The 16,712-nt window shown below is 70.6% G+C and carries 15 protein-coding genes; 4 read left to right on the top strand and 11 right to left on the bottom strand.

Annotation, left to right across the window (positions count from 1 at the left end):
• Window positions 1–25 precede the first annotated feature (25 nt).
• Together mqnP and OG470_RS08810 are read right to left on the bottom strand one after the other, a co-directional pair.
• Complete coding sequence (mqnP, locus tag OG470_RS08815) at window positions 26–937, bottom strand: menaquinone biosynthesis prenyltransferase MqnP (RefSeq protein WP_328422541.1); 912 nt, start codon at window positions 935–937, stop codon at window positions 26–28.
• Window positions 937–2,394 carry a menaquinone biosynthesis decarboxylase gene (locus tag OG470_RS08810; protein WP_328422539.1) on the bottom strand — a complete coding sequence of 486 codons (1,458 nt, stop codon included), beginning with the start codon at window positions 2,392–2,394 and terminating at the stop codon, window positions 937–939. The genes mqnP and OG470_RS08810 overlap by 1 nt, the downstream gene beginning before the upstream one ends.
• Before the next feature lie 221 nt (window positions 2,395–2,615).
• On the opposite strand from OG470_RS08810, the gene OG470_RS08805 reads away from it, so the two are divergent.
• Window positions 2,616–3,431 (top strand): alpha/beta fold hydrolase, encoded by an 816-nt coding sequence (locus OG470_RS08805; RefSeq protein ID WP_328422537.1) that lies wholly within the window; start codon window positions 2,616–2,618, stop codon window positions 3,429–3,431.
• Window positions 3,432–3,467: 36 nt separating this feature from the next.
• Here OG470_RS08805 and OG470_RS08800 read toward each other — a convergent pair whose 3' ends face one another.
• Window positions 3,468–4,022: a carboxymuconolactone decarboxylase family protein gene (locus tag OG470_RS08800; RefSeq protein WP_328422535.1), complete on the bottom strand. Its 555-nt coding sequence runs from the start codon at window positions 4,020–4,022 to the stop codon at window positions 3,468–3,470.
• A gap of 100 nt (window positions 4,023–4,122) precedes the next feature.
• Between OG470_RS08800 and OG470_RS08795 the strand changes: the two genes are divergently transcribed.
• Window positions 4,123–4,599, top strand: coding sequence for a MarR family winged helix-turn-helix transcriptional regulator (locus OG470_RS08795; RefSeq protein ID WP_328422533.1), 477 nt, complete (start codon window positions 4,123–4,125; stop codon window positions 4,597–4,599).
• 152 nt (window positions 4,600–4,751) lie between these two features.
• Complete coding sequence (locus OG470_RS08790) at window positions 4,752–4,967, top strand: hypothetical protein (protein WP_328422531.1); 216 nt, start codon at window positions 4,752–4,754, stop codon at window positions 4,965–4,967.
• A gap of 20 nt (window positions 4,968–4,987) precedes the next feature.
• Here the strand turns inward: OG470_RS08790 and ccsB are convergent, their stop codons facing one another.
• Genes ccsB through hemL form a run of 6 tightly spaced genes read right to left on the bottom strand, consistent with a single transcriptional unit; the run spans window position 4,988 to window position 11,007 of the window.
• Window positions 4,988–5,971 carry a c-type cytochrome biogenesis protein CcsB gene (ccsB, locus tag OG470_RS08785; RefSeq protein WP_328422529.1) on the bottom strand — a complete coding sequence of 328 codons (984 nt, stop codon included), beginning with the start codon at window positions 5,969–5,971 and terminating at the stop codon, window positions 4,988–4,990.
• Window positions 5,971–7,626 carry a cytochrome c biogenesis protein ResB gene (resB, locus tag OG470_RS08780; protein WP_328422527.1) on the bottom strand — a complete coding sequence of 552 codons (1,656 nt, stop codon included), beginning with the start codon at window positions 7,624–7,626 and terminating at the stop codon, window positions 5,971–5,973. Before resB ends, ccsB begins: the two co-directional genes overlap by 1 nt.
• Complete coding sequence (locus OG470_RS08775; protein WP_328422525.1) at window positions 7,626–8,450, bottom strand: cytochrome c biogenesis CcdA family protein; 825 nt, start codon at window positions 8,448–8,450, stop codon at window positions 7,626–7,628. The genes resB and OG470_RS08775 overlap by 1 nt, the downstream gene beginning before the upstream one ends.
• Window positions 8,450–9,016 carry a TlpA family protein disulfide reductase gene (locus OG470_RS08770; RefSeq protein ID WP_328422523.1) on the bottom strand — a complete coding sequence of 189 codons (567 nt, stop codon included), beginning with the start codon at window positions 9,014–9,016 and terminating at the stop codon, window positions 8,450–8,452. The genes OG470_RS08775 and OG470_RS08770 overlap by 1 nt, the downstream gene beginning before the upstream one ends.
• The gene (locus OG470_RS08765; RefSeq protein ID WP_328422521.1) at window positions 9,016–9,663 is read right to left on the bottom strand and encodes a histidine phosphatase family protein; all 648 of its coding nucleotides are present in this window, start codon (window positions 9,661–9,663) and stop codon (window positions 9,016–9,018) included. The genes OG470_RS08770 and OG470_RS08765 overlap by 1 nt, the downstream gene beginning before the upstream one ends.
• A 6-nt stretch (window positions 9,664–9,669) precedes the next feature.
• Complete coding sequence (gene hemL, locus OG470_RS08760) at window positions 9,670–11,007, bottom strand: glutamate-1-semialdehyde 2,1-aminomutase (protein ID WP_328422519.1); 1,338 nt, start codon at window positions 11,005–11,007, stop codon at window positions 9,670–9,672.
• Window positions 11,008–11,171: 164 nt separating this feature from the next.
• On the opposite strand from hemL, the gene OG470_RS08755 reads away from it, so the two are divergent.
• Complete coding sequence (locus OG470_RS08755; protein WP_088951070.1) at window positions 11,172–11,507, top strand: STAS domain-containing protein; 336 nt, start codon at window positions 11,172–11,174, stop codon at window positions 11,505–11,507.
• A gap of 72 nt (window positions 11,508–11,579) precedes the next feature.
• On the opposite strand, the gene OG470_RS08750 is transcribed toward OG470_RS08755, so the two are convergent.
• On the bottom strand, window positions 11,580–12,134 hold the full coding sequence (locus tag OG470_RS08750; protein WP_328422517.1) for a response regulator: 555 nt from the start codon (window positions 12,132–12,134) through the stop codon (window positions 11,580–11,582).
• Window positions 12,131–16,498: a HAMP domain-containing protein gene (locus tag OG470_RS08745; RefSeq protein ID WP_328422516.1), complete on the bottom strand. Its 4,368-nt coding sequence runs from the start codon at window positions 16,496–16,498 to the stop codon at window positions 12,131–12,133. The genes OG470_RS08750 and OG470_RS08745 overlap by 4 nt, the downstream gene beginning before the upstream one ends.
• Between the last annotated feature and the right edge of the window lie 214 nt (window positions 16,499–16,712).

The following is a 16,712-nucleotide window of genomic DNA, read 5'->3' as shown; positions in this document are numbered from 1 at the left end:
GCGGAGGTCGGGCGATGCGGACCGATCAGGGCCGCAGGTCGAGCCGGATCACCAGGTCGAGCAGGGCGAAGACGAACAGCGCGATGCCGACGAAGCCGTTGGCGGTGAAGAACGCCCGGTTGACCTTGCTCAGATCGGTCGGGGTGACCACCACGTGCTGGTAGCCGAAGGCGACCGCGGTCAGTGCCAGGCCGACCCACCAGAGCCAGCCGAACCCGATCAGCGCGCCGAACCAGACGAAGAGCCCGAAGGTCACCACGTGCGCCACGGTGGAGGCGTGCAGCGCGAAGCGCCGCCCGTACCGGGCGGGCACGCTGTGCACACCGATCTCCCGGTCCACCTCGGTGTCCTGGCAGGCGTAGATCAGGTCGAAGCCGCCGATCCACAGCCCGACCGCCGCGCCCAGCAGCCAGGCCGGCCAGGAGCCGTCCAGGGTGCCGGTGACCGCCAGCCAGGCGCCGACCGGGCCGACCGCCTGGGCCACCGCGAGGATGGCGTGCGGCCAGTTGGTGAACCGCTTGCCGTACGGATAGACCACCAGCGGCACCACGGCGAGCGGCGCCAGCACCAGGCAGAGCGGGTTGAGCAGGGCGGCGGCGGCGAGGAAGACCACCAGTGCGACGGCCGCGCCGGTCCAGGCCGTCCGCACGCTCACCGCACCGGTGACCAGCTCACGGCCGGCGGTACGCGGGTTCCGCGCGTCGATCCGCCGGTCGAGGATCCGGTTGGCGGCCATCGCGAACGTCCGCGCCCCGACCATCGCCACGGTGATCAGCAGCAGGTCCATCCAGCGCACCCGGCCGCCGTTGACCTGCATCGCGGTCAGCGCCGACAGGTACGCGAACGGCAGCGCGAAGACCGAGTGCTCGATCGCGACGAGCTTGAGGAAGGACTTGATCCGGCCCGGACGTTCGGCCGGCGCGTCGAGGACCGCCATCAGATGCCGTACTCCTTCCAGCGCTTGTCGACCAGGGAGGTGACCTCCGGCGACATGCGCATCTCCTCCGGCCAGCCGCGGGTGTATCCCTCGGTGGGCAGCTTGCGGGTCGCGTCGACGCCCGCCTTGCCGCCCCAGAACTGCTGGTACGACGCGTGGTCGAGGTGATCCACCGGACCCTCGGTGAGCAGCAGGTCGCGCGCGTAGTCGACGTTGCCGAAGGCGCGGAAGGCCACCTCGTTGTAGTCGTGCACGTCGCAGTCCTCGTCGACGATCACGATCAGCTTGGTCAGCGACATCATGTGCGCGCCCCAGATCGCGTTCATCACCTTCTGGGCGTGCTTCGGGTACCGCTTGCGGATCGACACGATCGCGCAGTTGTGGAAGACCCCGGCGGCGGGCAGGTCGTAGTCGACGATGTCCGGGATCAGGAAGCGCAGCAGCGGCGCGAAGATCCGCTCGGTGGCCTTGCCGAGACCGTGGTCCTCCTGGGGCGGCTGGGACGTGACGATCGAGTGGTAGACCGGGTCGCGCTGCATGGTCATGCACTCGATGTGCAGCACCGGGAACGGCTCCACCGGCGTGTAGAAGCCGGTGTGGTCGCCGAACGGGCCCTCCGGCAGCCGCTCGCCCGGCTCGATGTAGCCCTCGAGGACGATCTGCGCGTGCGCCGGCACCTGCAGCGGCACGGTCAGGCAGTCGACCATCTCGACCCGCTCGCCGCTCAGGAAACCGGCGAAGAGGTATTCGTCGATGTCGGCCGGCAGTGGCGCGCTGGCCGAGTAGGCGACCGCAGGGTCGGCACCGATGGCGATCGCCACCGGCAGCCGCTGCCCGAGCCGCTCAGCGACCGCGTGGTGCGCCGTGGAGTTCTTGTGGATCTGCCAGTGCATGCCGACGGTGTTGCGCGAGTGCTGCTGGAGCCGGTAGAGCCCGAGGTTGCGCTTGCCGGTCTCCGGGTGCTTGGTGTGGGTCAGCCCGAAGTTGTGGAAGATCCCGCCGTCACCCGGCCAGACCTGCAGCCCCGGCAACCGGTTGAGGTCGACGTCGTCGCCGCGGTAGACCACCTGCTGGCAGGGGGCCGTCTTGACCTTCTTCGGCGGCATCGACTTGAGCTGCATGACCTTGCCGAGCCCGCCCATCATGCCCGAGAAGCCCTGCGGCAGCTCCGGCTTGAGCAGCTCGCCGATCCGCGCGCCGATCTCGTCGAGGTTCTCCACCCCGAGCGCCATCGCCATCCGCTTCTCGGTGCCGAACAGGTTGACGGCGACCGGCATCTCGCCCCGGGTGGGCCGCTCGAAGAGCAGTGCCGGGCCGCCGGCGCGGACCGTCCGGGTGACCACCTCGCTGATCTCCAGCGTGGGGTCGACCGGGACGTCGACACGTCGCAGCTCCCCCGCGCGCTCCAGTGCCGCGAGGAAGTCCTTGAGATCGGTGTACGGGAAGCCACGCGCCATACCCGCCAGTCTCCCCCACTGGCGCCCCAACCCTCCCGGCCGGGTCCGGGGATGGCGGGCGTCACTGATCCGGAGGCATCCTGACCGCACGCCGGTGGCGGATCGCCCGTTGTGTGCCGACGGCCCCGTGGGGTTCGCCACAGCAGCCGCCGGTCCGGGCCGGATCTGTCGGCGCCGACCGGCACCATGCGTGGGCCGTCGCAACAGACCAGGGGGACACCATGCCGCACCGCACGCCGGTGACGTTGAACTTCGTCGAGCACGGTACGGGGACCCCGGTGCTGGCCCTGCACGGTTGGACACCTGACCACCGGCTGATGCTCGGTTGTCTCGAGCCGGTCTTCGCCGGGCGCACCGGCTACCGACGGCTCTACCCGGACCTGCCCGGCATGGGCGCTTCGCCGGCTCCGCCGCAGATCGCCAGCTCGGACGACATGCTCGACGCCGTGCAGGATTTCGTGGACGACGTCCTCGGCGACGCACCGTTTCTGCTCGTCGGCGAGTCGTACGGCGGCTACCTCGCGCGCGCTCTGACTCGGTCCCGGCCCGAGCAGGTGTGCGGCCTGGCGCTGGTCTGCCCCACCGGCACTGCGGTGGAGAACGCGGATCGCCGGGTGCCCCGTCCGCAGGTGCTGCGGCCCGACCCGGATCTGCTCGCCTCGACCGACGCACGGACCGCCGCCGAGTTCGCGGACATCTCTGTCGCGCAGACCCCGGAGACGCTGCGCCGGTTCCGCGAGGAGATCCTGACCGGCCTCGATCTCGCGGACACCACGGCGATGGCGCGCATCCGGCAGCGGTGGACGCTCAGCGAGGATCCCGAGGACGGCGCGCCGTTCACCCGGCCGACCCTGATCCTCACTGGGCGCCAGGACCACGTCACCGGCTACCTCGATCAGTTTGTGCTGCTGCCGCACTACCCGCGGGCGACGTTCGCGGTGCTCGACGTCGCCGGCCACAACCTCCAGATCGAGCAGCCCGGGCTGTTCGACGCGCTGCTGGGCGAGTGGCTCGACCGGGTGGCGGCCGAAGGTTGACCGGCTCGGCCGCCGGCCGACCACCGGCGGCGGCCGTCAGGCGGCCGGCTCCCAGGCGTGGGCGGCCAGCGGCGGGTCGAGCGGCGCGCGGGTGAGCCGGTTGGCGAAGGTGGAGATGGTGTACGTGCCAACACCGAGCACCACGTCCAGTGCGTGCCGGGGCTGATAGCCGGCGGTCAGGAAGTCGTCCAGCACGTCGTCGGGCACCGCACCTCGATGGTCGAGCACGGCCAGGGTGAACTGGCGCAGCGCCTCCAGCCGTGGCTCCGGCAGCGCCGTGCCGGCACGCAGCGCGGTGATCAGCTCGGTGGTCGCGCCGAGCCGGGTGAGCGTGCCGGTGTGCAGGGCGACGCAGACGTGACACTCGTTCGTGGTGGCGACGGCGAGGACGACCACCTCCCGTTCCAGCGGTTCCAGGGCGGTCTGTTCGAAGCCCGCGTTGGCGGTGAGGAAGCCGGCGAGTAGCTGCGGCGAGTCGGCCATCAGCGCCACCGGGGCGGGCAACCAGCCGAACCGGCGGCGTACCGCCTCGACGGTCGGACGGGCGGCGACGGGGGCGGTCTCGGCGGTGTGCGCGGTGAAGACGGACACGGTTACCTGCTTTCGGCAGCGGAGTCGGGAGTGCCACGTCGCCCGGAGCCCCGTACGATAGTCAACGTGGTTGACGGGATAGTAAACGTGGTTGTCGAACATGGCAACCGCTGAACCCGCCCGGCCCGGCTTCCAGCTGCCGCTGCTGCTCCTGGCCGGTTTCCGGACGCTGATCGACGACCTGCACGCCGAGCTGGCCCGCCAGGGCCATCCGGAGCTGCGACCGCTGCACGGCTTCGTGCTCCAGGCGGTCGGGGCGGACGGCACCACCGCCACCGAACTGGGCCAGCGGTTGGGCATCTCCAAGCAGGCAGCCGGCAAGACGGTCGACCGGCTGGTCGCCGTCGGCTACCTCGCCCGGGTCGACGACCCCCAGGACGCCCGCCGCCGGCTGGTCATGATGACCCCGCGCGGTGTCGACGGGTTGCGCCGCTCGGCGGAGATCTTCGACCGGTTGCGCGAGCAGTGGGCCGACACCCTCGGCCCGGAGCGGGTCGACGCCCTGGAGGACGACCTGCGGACGATGGCCGCCGCCAACTGGTTCCGGCTCGACGTGCCAGGGTGGTTCGGCGGCTGACCGCACCAGGGTTGATCGACACCATGTTGCCGACATGGCGGTGTTGGCGGCGCGAAACACCGCGACATCGCCGACCTGGAGTGGGTCAAGCCGCGCGGACAAATCTCACCGGCACTGGCGTGCCTCGCCCGCCGGCGCGCAGCCTGGAAGGCGTGTCGGATGCCTACGTCGTCGGCGACCCGGACGGGTTGTCGCCCCTGCTGGTCGAGGTGCGCGACGCCATCGCCCGGGAACTGCACGCCCAACTGGCGCTGCGCGCCGAACGGATCGAACTGGCCGACCTGCCGGAGGTGGCCTACCAGGTCACCGTGCAGGTGGACCGGACATTGCGCGGCTGGCGACCCCGGTCGCCGGGATCCGACGGGTAGGACGTCGGGCTACCCGAGGATCAGTCCAGGCCACCGTACGAGTGCAGGCCGGTGAAGAAGATGTTCACGCCGAACAGGTTCATCAGGACGGTGAGGAAGCCGAGCACGGCGATCCAGGTGGCCACGTTGCGCTTCACGCTGGGCGTGGCCCGGGCGTGCAGGTAGCCGGCGTACACGACCCAGGAGATGAAGGCCCAGGTCTCCTTCGGGTCCCAGCCCCACGGCCGCCCCCAGGCCGCCTCGGCCCAGATCGCACCGGCGATCACCGCGAAGGTGAAGATCGGGAAGGCGAAGGCGTGCAGCGTGAAGGTCAGCCGCTCCAGACCAGCGGCCGCCGGCAACCGCTTGGCGAGGGTGTACGGGAAGCTCCGCTTGCCCTGCTCGTACCCGGAGCGCATCAGGTAGCCGACCGCCGGCACGGCGCCCAACAGCAGGATGCCGGACGCGAAGACGATGGTCGAGACGTGGATGACGAACCAGTACGAGTTCAGCGCCGGCACCAGCGGCACGATCGGCACGTACAGCACCAGCTCGGCGGTGGCCACCAGCAACACCATCACCAGGGTGAGGAACAGCCCGAGCTTGCGCAGCGAGGGCCGCTTCCAGAGCACCACGAGCCAGGCCGCGACCCCGATGAACGTCACCGTGAGCACGAACTCGTACATGTTGCCCCAGGGCATCCGGTCGGCCGCGATGCCGCGAGTGACCAGCGCCGCGAGGTGCAGCACGGCGGCGAGCGCGGTGGCGCCCACCGCGGCCAGGCCGGCGATCCGGGCGCGCCGCGCCGAGCGGTCGGCTGCGGCCGACACCGGGACCGGCGCGGACGACGTCGGGACGACACCGCCGCCTCCGCCGACGCCAGCGCCGACCAGCTCAGGAGCCGGAGCCGCGGCGGCGACCGAGGTACGCGCGTTGCCCAGCGCGTACTCCACGGCGTGGCAGATCATCGCGACCAGGTACACCAGGATCGCGAAGGTCACCAGATTGTCGGAGAGCGCGGACATCACTCGGTCCCTTCTCGCACACCGGCCCGGCCGCTGGAGTCAGCATCCGTTGCCGCCCGCTCGGCCGCCCGTTCGTCACCGCTGACCGCGGCGACGAGCTGGGCGAACTCGTCGGCGAACCCTGGATAGTCGGTGCGCGGCAAGCCACCGGCCTCCATCAAGCTACTACCGCCCGTCGGAGATCCGTCCGCCGGGTCGGCCGGCATCACCCGGAAGAACACCCGGCGGCGCCGCCCGAACAGCGAGCCCATCAACCCGACCAGCAGGAACCCGCAGCTGATCAGCAGGATCGTCGAGCCGGGATCGTGCCGGACGGAGAGGGTGACGTACCGCTCGGTGCCGAGGAACTCGACCTTGCTGCCGTCGTCCAGCGTCCAGGTCTCGCCCTTCTTGAGCAGCTTGGTGCCGACCTCCTTGACCTTGCCGGTCCGCACCTGCCGCTGGTCGAGCTGGTAGATCGAGCCCGGGATGCCGGCGTCCAAACCGAGGTTGCCCCGGTAGGCGACCAGGTTCAGCGCCGGGTTGCGCTCGGTCGGGTACTGCGAGCTGACGAACGGTGCCTGCTGCGGCGCCGTGGGCAGGTAGATGCCGGTGAACGCCATCTGCTCATCCGGTGCGCGCTGCCCGGTGCGCGGGTCGACGTTCGCGTCCGGGAAGGCCGCCAGCCCCTCGCTGGTCAGGCCCATGTCGCCGGTGGTCAGGAACGGCTCGTCGCTGACCTGGGTGCGGCCGAACCGGTCGGTGTAGCGGATGACCGGGGCGTACCCGTGGCCGAGCAGGTAGACGTTCGCGTCGCCCAGCCGCAGTGGCGAGTTCACCGAGAAGTTGGCGCTGCGGGTCGGCTCGTCAGGGCCGTCGACAGTGACCGTGGCGTCGAAGAACTCCGGCTGGCCGGAGGCCAGGAACCGGGCCTGGAAGTCGTCCAGCCGCAGACAGAAACGGGGCAGGTCCTCGCTGTCCACCTGGGGGCCGAGCTTCGCCTCGGCGTACTGCTGCCGGGTGTTGCAGAAGGCGTTGTCGGCGCCCGCCACCAGCAGCCGGTTGCCGCTCCAGCCGTACCACGAGCCGAGCGCGACGCCGATCAGCACGGCGATCAGCGAGGTGTGGAAGAGCAGGTTGCCGGTCTCCTTGAGGTACCCCTTCTCGGCGGAGACCTCGTCGCCGCGGACCTCCACCCGCCAGCGCCGGCCGCGCAGCACCTCGGCGACCGCCGCCGCGCCGCCGGCCGGGGCGGGCAGCACCGCGTGCTGCGGCAGCCGCTGCAGCCGCTTCGGCGCGGCCGGCGGCCGGGACCGGAGCGCCCGAACGTGGTCGCGCAGCCGGGGCGTGATGCAGCCGATCAGGGAGGTGAACAGCAGCAGGTAGATCGCGGAGAACCAGACCGAGCCGAAGACCTCGAACGCGCCGATCCGGTCCAGCCGAGGGGCCAGGTCAGGGTGCTCGGTGAAGTACTCGTTGACCTTCTCCGGGCTGATCCCGCGCTGCGGCAGCACCGAGCCGGGGATGGCGGCGACGGCGAGCAGGAAGAGCAGGATCAGCGCCGTACGCATGCTGGTCAGCTGCCGCCACGAGTTGCGCAGCAGGGCCAGCAGCCGGTTGGGCCGGCGCCGAGGCGCCGGGGCCGCGGTCTCCGGCCGGTCGTCCAGGGCGGTCATCAGATGCTCACCTCGCCCACCCCGACGGTGGTCTGCAACCAGATCACGAAGCTCTGCCATCCGCCGGTGACCAGCGCGAGGCCGATCAGGATGAGCAGGGCGCCGCCGACCCGGGTGACCCAGCGGCTGTTGCGCCGAACGGCGCGGAAGACCCCGAGCAGGCGCTGGAAGCCCAGCCCGAAGACGACGAACGGTATCCCCAGCCCGAGGCAGTACGCCACGGCGAGCACGACCGCACGGTCGCTCTGGCCGCTCGCGGTGGCCATGCCCATCACCGCGCCGAGCGTGGGGCCGGTGCAGGGCACCCAACTGAGCGCGAAGACCGCGCCGAAGACCGGGGCGCCGAGCAGCCCGGCGGAGGGCAGACGGGAGATCCGGAACTCCCGCTGCAGGGCCGGGATCAGCCCGAGATAGCCCAGCCCGAGCACGATGATCAGCGCGCCGATGGCGATCTCCAGCTGCCGCTCGTACTCGAAGAAGACCCGGCCGATGCTGGCGAACAGGATCGCGGTGGCGACGAAGACGACGGTGAAGCCGGCGATGAAGAGCAGCGTCCCGGCGAGCACCCGACCCTTGACGGCCGCGGCCGTGGCGGTCCGCTCCCGGACGGCGACACCGCCAGTGGCCTCGGCCGGCGCGGCGTCGGCCACCGGACGGCGGCCCTCAAGGTCGGCGCCGGCGAGGCCGGTGACGTACGAGAGGTAGCCGGGGACCAGCGGGAGCACGCACGGGGAGAGGAAGCTGACCAGGCCGGCGAGCGCCGCCGCGCCGATGGCGAGCAGCAGCGGCCCGCTCGTGGCCAACTCCTTGAAGGTCTCGCCCATCAGCGAGACGCCGCCTTCTCGGCGGCGATCCGCTCGACGATCGGTTGCAGGCCCTCCTGCTTGACCGCTGCCCGGATCACCGTGGCGATCCGGCCCTCCCGGTCGAGCACCACGGTCGCCGGAATGCTGTTCGGTGGGATGTCCAGGGCGAGCGCCAGTTTGCTCGGCGGGTCGAACAGGCTCGGATAGGTGACCCGGCCCTCCTCGAACGCCTTGGCCTTGTCCCGCTGGTCCTGGACGTTGATGCCGAGGAAGGTCACCCCGGAGGCCTTGGTGGCCTGGTAGGTGCCCTCCAGGTCGTCCGCCTCGGCGCGACAGGGCGCGCACCAGGAACCCCAGAAGTTGAGCACCACCACCTGGCCACGGGCCTGGCTGACGTCGTAGTTGCCACCGGCGAGCAGCTCACCGCTGATCGCGGGCGGTGCCGAGCGCTGGTCCGGTGTGCACTCGATGACACCGTCGGAGGTGGTCGTGCAGGTCTTCTCCCGGCCCTGCGAGGTGCAGCCGACCAGCGCCACCGCAGCGACGGTGGCGAGCAGACCCGCGGTCCACCTCCGGGCGTTCATCAGGCCCCCTTGGCCGTCCGGGCGGTCGCGGAGAGGGCGATCAGGTGCGCGGCCGGCTCGTTGTAGCCGATGCCGACCACCTTGGCGCCGTCGAAGTGGAACGAGGTGAGGCTGGCCAGCCCGCACTGTCGTTTGCGCGGGTCGTGCCAGAGCCGCTTGCGCTCGACGTACCGACGCAGCGTCCAGATCGGCAACTGGTGCGAGACCAGCACCGCCTCGCGCCCCTCGGCGGCGACCCGGGCGGCGTGCACGGCGGCGAACATCCGCTCGGCGATGACCCGGTACGCCTCGCCCCAGGACGGTGTCACCGGGTCGCGCAGCACCCACCAGTTGCGCGGGTCGCGGAACGACCCGTCGCCCGGGGACACCTTCTTGCCCTCGAACCAGTTGGCGCTCTCGATCAGCCGCTCGTCCACCCCGACCGACAGCCCGAACTGGGCGGCGATCGGCTCGGCGGTCTGCTGGGCGCGCTCCAGCGGGCTGGCCACCACGTGCACGACCTCCCGCTCGGCCAGCCCCTGTGCGGCGGCCTTGGCCATCTGCACACCCAGCTCGGAGAGGCGGAAACCGGGCAGCCGGCCGTAGAGGATCTGGTCGGGGTTGTACACCTCGCCGTGCCGGAGCACGTGGACCACCGTCTTGCTCACCGCTCGTTACCCCCCGTGACCCGCCGCTGCCGCCGCGTTCGCCGCCGTCGGCAGCGCGGCGGCGATCTGCTCCAGAGCGGCGTCGTCGATCGCCGCCGACACGAACCACGACTCGAACGCGCTCGGCGGCAGGTACACGCCGGCGGCGAGCATCGCGTGGAAGAACGCCTTGAACGCCGGCACGTGCTGGGTACGGGCGCTGTCGTAGTCGACCACCTCGGCGTCGGTGAAGAAGATCGAGAACATGCTGCCCGCGTACGACAGCCGGTGCGGGACCCCGGCGGCGGCCAACGCGTCGGCGGCGAGCTTGCCCACGACGGCGGCCGTCTCGTCGAGGCGGCGGTACAGCTCGTCGTCGACCAGCCGCAGAGTGGCCAGGCCTGCGGCGCAGGCGAGCGGGTTACCGGAGAGCGTGCCGGCCTGGTAGACCGGGCCGGCCGGGGCGAGCCGGGCCATGATCTCGGCGCGCCCGCCGAACGCGGCGGCGGGCAGCCCACCACCCATGACCTTGCCGTACGTCCACAGGTCGGCGTCGGAGGGGTCGAGGCCGTGCCAGCCGGCGCGGGAGACCCGGAAGCCGGTCATCACCTCGTCGACCACGAGCAGCGCGCCGTGCGCGTGCGCGATCCGGGCGAGCTGCTGGTTGAAGCCGTCGCGGGGGGCGACCACGCCCATGTTGCCGGCGGCGGCCTCGGTGATCACCGCGGCGATGTGCTGGCCTTCGGCGGCGAAGGCCTCCTCGACCGCCCTGACGTCGTTGTACGGCAGCACGATGGTCTCGCTGGCCGCCGCGCCGGTGACGCCGGGTGAGTCGGGCAGGCCCAGGGTGGCCACGCCGGACCCGGCGGAGGCGAGTAGAGCGTCGACGTGCCCGTGGTAGCAGCCGGCGAACTTGACGATCTTGGAGCGGCCGGTGAAGCCACGGGCCAGTCGGATCGCCGACATGGTCGCCTCGGTGCCGGAGTTGACCAGCCGGACCTGCTCCACCGGGGTCCGGTCGACGATCTCGGTGGCCAACTCCACCTCACCGGGGGTGGGGGTGCCGAAGCTGGTGCCCCGGGCGGCGGCGGCCTGTACGGCGTCCACCACCTCCGGGTGGGCGTGCCCGAGGATCAGCGGACCCCAGGAGCAGACCAGGTCGACGTAGCGACGGCCGTCGGCGTCGTGCAGCCACGGACCCTCGCCACGAACCATGAATCGCGGGGTGCCGCCGACCGCCTGGAAGGCGCGCACGGGGGAGTTCACCCCGCCCGGCACGATGGCGCGGGCGCGGTCAAACAGGGCCTCGGAGGCCGGCGCGTCGGCCGGGTAGCGGCCGGATCCGGCAGAGAATGTCTCGGTCACGATGCCGCCATTGTGTCAGCGCCGAACGGTCAGGCCGCAGCCACCCCGGACCGGGGTTACCCGGCTCACCCGCCTCCAGTGCCCGTCAACGGGGCCGACACGGCGGCCGGAGCGCCTCGCGGCCTCGACAGGCCGGGTCGTCCGGATCGCGCTAGGCTGATCGGGTGGATCGTGCCGAACTGTCCATCACGCTACACCGGACGGGCGACGAAGCAGTGCTGCGCCTGGCCGGTGAGATCGACATGCTCACGGCCGCGCAGCTCTCCACCGTGGTCAACGAGGTGCTGGCCGACCCGCCGCCGAAGATCGTGCTCGACCTCGGCGGCGTCACCTTCTGCGACTCACAGGGCCTGGGCACCCTGGTCGTGCTCAGCCGCAAGGCCAGCCACGCGCAGAGCCTGCTGATGCTCACCCACGTGGGTGATTTCCTGATCCGCGTCCTGGACATCACCGGCCTCCGCAGCGCCCTGATGATCCGCAACGACCAACCCACCGGCTAGGCCCAGTCGCTGGCAGGCCCGCCGGGCGGCCACCCTGCTCCGCCCGGCGAGGGCTGAGCGCCCGCCCCTCCGTCAGGAGGTGTTGCCCCAGCGGGCCTGTTCGAGCAGCTCCACCGCCCGGTCCCGAGCCTCCGGCCCGTCGGAGCGGAGCAGGGTGACCGCCTCGTCGACCGCGTCGGTGAGCCGCCGCCACTGCGTGTCGCGCTCCCGCACCAGGTCCGACTGGGCAGCCAACTGCCGGGTCTTCACCCACAGCTCGACGAAGACCGACACCTTGGCCCGCAGCACCCACGGGTCGAACGGCTTGGTCAGGTAGTCCACCGCGCCCACCTGGTACCCGCGCAGGGCGAGCTGAGCGTCCCGGTCGGCGGCGGTGAGGAAGATGATCGGCACGTGCCGGGTCCGCTCCCGGCGCTTGATGTGGCTGGCCGTCTCGAAGCCGTCCATGTCCGGCATCTGTGCGTCCAGCAGGATCACCGCGAAGTCGTCCACCAGCAGCTGCTTGAGCGCCGCCTCGCCGCTCTCCACCGCCACGGACTGGACCGGCAGGCCCTGGAGGATCGCCTCCAGTGCCATCAAATTCTCCCGCCGGTCGTCGACGAGCAGCGCCTTGGCCATCTGGGTCACGAAGTCTCCTCGGTCCGGCTGCCGCTGATCCAGGACGACATCAGCTCGATCAGGTCGTCCAGGTCGACCGGCTTGGTGATGTAGTCGCTGCCCCCGGCCGCGAGTGCGGACTCGCGGTCGCCCGGCATCGCCTTCGCGGTCAGGAAGACGACCGGTAGGTCGGCGAACCGGTGGTTGCGGCGGATCTGGCGGGTGGTCTCGTACCCGTCCTGGTCGGGCATCATGGCGTCCATCAGCACGATGTCCACCTCCGGGTGCTCGGCCAACAGGCGGACACCGTCCACGCCGTTGTCCGAGTACAGCACGGTCATCCCGTGCAACTCCAAGGCGCTGGTCAGGGCGAAGACGTTACGCACGTCATCGTCCACGATCAGCACCGTGGACCCGTCCAGCTGGCGGGTGGCCGGCGCCTCCGGCCGCTCGGGAAACAGCTCCAGCGGCGGCATCAGCAGCGACGACGGCAGACCGGCGCGCTGCGGGGACGGCGCCTGGGGCGCGACCACGGCGTCCGGGGCCAGCACCTGCGGCACGAACAGGGTGAAGGTCGACCCCTGCCCGGGCGCCGACGACACGGTGATCGTGCCCCCGATCAACCGAGCCAGGTCACGGCTGATCGACAGGCCCAGGCCGGTGCCGCCGTAGCGGCGGCTGGTGGTCCCGTCCGCCTGCTGGAACGCCTCGAAGATGATCGACAGCTTGTCGTCGGAGACGCCGATCCCGGTGTCGATCACGGTGAACGCGATCACCTGCTGGGCGTTGGTCAGCGCCGGCACGTCGAAGACCGCGTTCTCCGCCGCTGGGGCGATTCGCAGCGTCACCGCACCGTTGTCGGTGAACTTCACCGCGTTGGAGAGCAGGTTGCGCAGAATCTGCTGCAACCGCTGCGCGTCCGTGACCAGCGCCGGTGGCAGGTCCTTGCTCACCCGTACCTGGAAGTCCAGGTTCTTCTCCTCGGCCTGCGGCGCGAACGCCTGCTCGACGTAGCCGCGGATCTCCGCGAACCGGATCTCGGTCGGCTCGACGTCCATCCGACCCGCCTCGATCTTGGACAGGTCCAGGATGTCGTCGATCAGCGAGAGCAGGTCCGAGCCGGCGCTGTGGATGGTCCGGGCGAACTCGATCTGCTTCGGGTTGAGGTTCTGCTCCGAGTTCTCCGCCAGCAGCCGGGCCAGCAGCAGCAGCGAGTTCAGTGGCGTCCGCAGCTCGTGGCTCATGTTGGCCAGGAACTCCGACTTGTACGCCGAGGCCCGGGTGAGCTGCTGCGCCTTCTCCTCCAGGCCGAGCCGGGCCAGCTCGATCTCCCGGTTCTTCGTCTCGATGTTGCCCTTCTGCTCGGAGAGCAGGGTGGCCTTCTCCTCCAGCTCGGCGTTGGTGCGCTGCAACTCCGCCGACTGCTCCTGGAGTTCGTGCGCCAGCCGCTGTGACTGGGCCAGCAGCTCCTCGGTACGACGGTTGGCCTGGATGGTGTTGACCGCGATGCCGATGGTGAGCACCAGCCGCTCCAGGAACGACAGGTGCAGCTCGGAGAAGGCCGCCACGCTGGCGAACTCGATCACCCCGAGCAGCTCCCCCTCGAACAGCACGGGGAGTACCACCAGGTCGGACGGGGGCGTCTCGGCCAGGCCGGAGCGCAGGGTGAGCCGGCTGTTCGGGGATGCGCTGACCCGGATCGTCCGGCGGGAGAGGGCGGTCTGCCCGACCAGCCCCTCACCCGGCCCGAAGGTGACGTCGTGCCCTCGCGCCACGTACCCGTAGGAGGAGGTCAGCTTCAGTCGCATGCTGCCGTCGGCGTCGTCGGCCAGGAAGAAGGCGCCGAGCTGGGCGTCGACCAGCGGGGTCACCTCCGTCATGATCATGCGGCAGACCTCGCCCAGATCCCGCTGGCCCTGCAACAGGCCGCCGATCCGGGCCAGGTTGGAGTCCAGCCAGCCCTGCTCGGCATTCTTCTTGGTCGTCTCCCGAAGGGTGACGATCATCTGGTTGATGTTGTCCTTCAGCTCGGCGACCTCGCCCTGCGCCTTGACCGCGATCCGCTGGGTCAGGTCACCCCGGGTCACTGACGTGGACACCTGCGCGATGGCTCGCAGCTGGGTGGTCAGGGTCGAGGCGAGCTGGTTGACGTTCTCGGTGAGGTCACGCCAGGTGCCGGAGACGCCCTTGACCTGCGCCTGACCGCCCAACTTGCCCTCGATGCCGACCTCGCGGGCCACCCGGGTCACCTCGTCGGCGAACGACGACAGCTGGTCGACCATGGTGTTCACCGTGGACTTCAGCTCCAGGATCTCGCCCTGCGCGTCCACGGTGATCTTCTGGCTCAGGTCGCCCTTCGCCACGGCGGTGGTCACCGAGGCGATGTTGCGCACCTGGCCGGTCAGGTTCGACGCCATCGAGTTCACGTTGTCGGTCAGGTCCCGCCAGGTGCCCGAGACGCCCTTGACCTGCGCCTGACCACCGAGCTTGCCCTCGGTGCCCACCTCACGGGCCACCCGGGTCACCTCGTCGGCGAACGACGACAGCTGGTCGACCATCGTGTTGACGGTGGACTTCAGCTCCAGGATCTCGCCCCGAGCGTCCACCGTGATCTTCTGCGACAGGTCACCCTTCGCCACCGCCGTGGAGACCTGGGCGATGTTTCGCACCTGGGCGGTCAGGTTCGACGCCATCGAGTTCACGTTGTCGGTCAGGTCCCGCCAGGTGCCGGCCACGCCGCGTACCTGGGCCTGGCCGCCGAGCTTGCCCTCGGTGCCCACCTCACGGGCCACCCGGGTCACCTCGTCGGCGAACGACGACAGCTGATCCACCATCGTGTTCACCGTCGACTTCAGCTCCAGGATCTCGCCCCGAGCATCCACCGTGATCTTCTGCGACAGGTCACCCTTCGCCACCGCCGTGGTCACCGAGGCGATGTTGCGAACCTGGCTCGTCAGGTTCGACGCCATCGAGTTCACGTTGTCGGTCAGGTCCCGCCAGGTGCCCGAGACGCCGCGCACCTGCGCCTGACCACCCAGGTTGCCCTCGGTGCCCACCTCACGGGCCACCCGGGTCACCTCGTCGGCGAACGACGACAGCTGATCCACCATCGTGTTCACCGTCGACTTCAGCTCCAGGATCTCGCCCTGGGCGTCCACCGTGATCTTCTGCGACAGGTCACCCTTCGCCACCGCCGTGGAGACCTGGGAGATGTTGCGGACCTGGCTGGTCAGATTGCCGGCCAACTGGTTGACGTTCTCGGTGAGGTCACGCCAGGTGCCGGAGACCCCACGCACCTGGGCCTGGCCGCCGAGCTTGCCCTCGATGCCCACCTCACGGGCCACCCGGGTCACCTCGTCGGCGAACGACGACAGCTGGTCCACCATCGTGTTGACGGTGTCCTTCAGCTCCAGGATCTCGCCCTGCGCCGCCACCGTGATTTTCTGCGACAGGTCACCGCGAGCCACCGCCGTGGAGACCTGGGCGATGTTGCGCACCTGGGCGGTCAGGTTCGACGCCATCGAGTTGACGCTGTCGGTCAGGTCCTTCCAGGTGCCGGCCACGTTCGGCACCTCGGCCTGGCCGCCCAGCTTGCCCTCGGTACCCACCTCACGGGCCACCCGGGTCACCTGCTCGGCGAAGAGCCGCAGCGTGTCAGTGAGGTAGTTGATGGTGTGCGCCAGCTCGGCGACCTCACCCTTGGCCGACACGGTGATCTTCTGGGACAGGTCACCCTTGGCCACCGCCGTGGACACCTGGGAGATCGACCGCACCTGGTAGGTGAGGTTCGACGCCATGGTGTTCACCGAGTCGGTGAGGTCCTTCCAGGTGCCGGCGACGCCCCGGACGTCGGCCTGGCCACCCAGCTTGCCCTCGGTGCCCACCTCGCGCGCGACCCGGGTCACCTCGTTCGAGAACGACGAGAGCTGGTCGACCATGGTGTTCACCGTGCGCCCAATGCGCAGGTACTCACCGCGCAGCGGTCGGCCGTCGATCTCCAGCGCCATGTGCTGGGACAGATCGCCGTCCGCGACCGCCACGATGACCCGGGCGATCTCGGTGGTCGGCCGACCCAGATCGTCGATCAGCGAGTTGATCGCCCGCTGCCCCTCCGCCCAGGAGCCGTCCAGCCCCTCGTCGTCGAGTCGCTCGGTGAGCCGGCCGTCCCGACCGACGATCCGGCTGATCCGCCGCAGGTCCAGGTACTGCCGCTCCTGGAGCGAGACCACCTCGTTGAAGGCGTCCGCCACCTCGCCGCCCTTGCCCGCGCGGCGGGGTAGCCGAACCTTCAGGTCGCCGCGACGGACCCGTCGCAGCGCCTCGGTCAACTCACCGAGGAGCGCCTCGTGGTCGGGTGCGGACGGATCCGCCACCGACTGCTTCGCCGTGGTCATCATTCCTCGCTCAACTCGGGGGCGCCGGCCCGTGCGCACACGCCGGCATTCCATATTGTGCCCGGGTCCGCCGCAGTGCCAGGGTGCGCGACCCGCCGATTGGCCCCGCTGGGCCACCCGATCCGCTCTATGTGGGCCGAGCGGGCGCGTCCGGTCGGACACCTCGCCCGGGTGCCGGGACCCCGCCACGGCGGGCGGATGGTCGCAGCCGGGC

Origin of the sequence: Micromonospora sp. NBC_00389 (assembly GCF_036059255.1) — a bacterium.
Classification (GTDB): Bacteria; Actinomycetota; Actinomycetes; order Mycobacteriales; family Micromonosporaceae; genus Micromonospora.
Note: the sequence above shows the minus strand (reverse complement) of the source record. Positions and strands in the feature narration are given on the sequence as shown.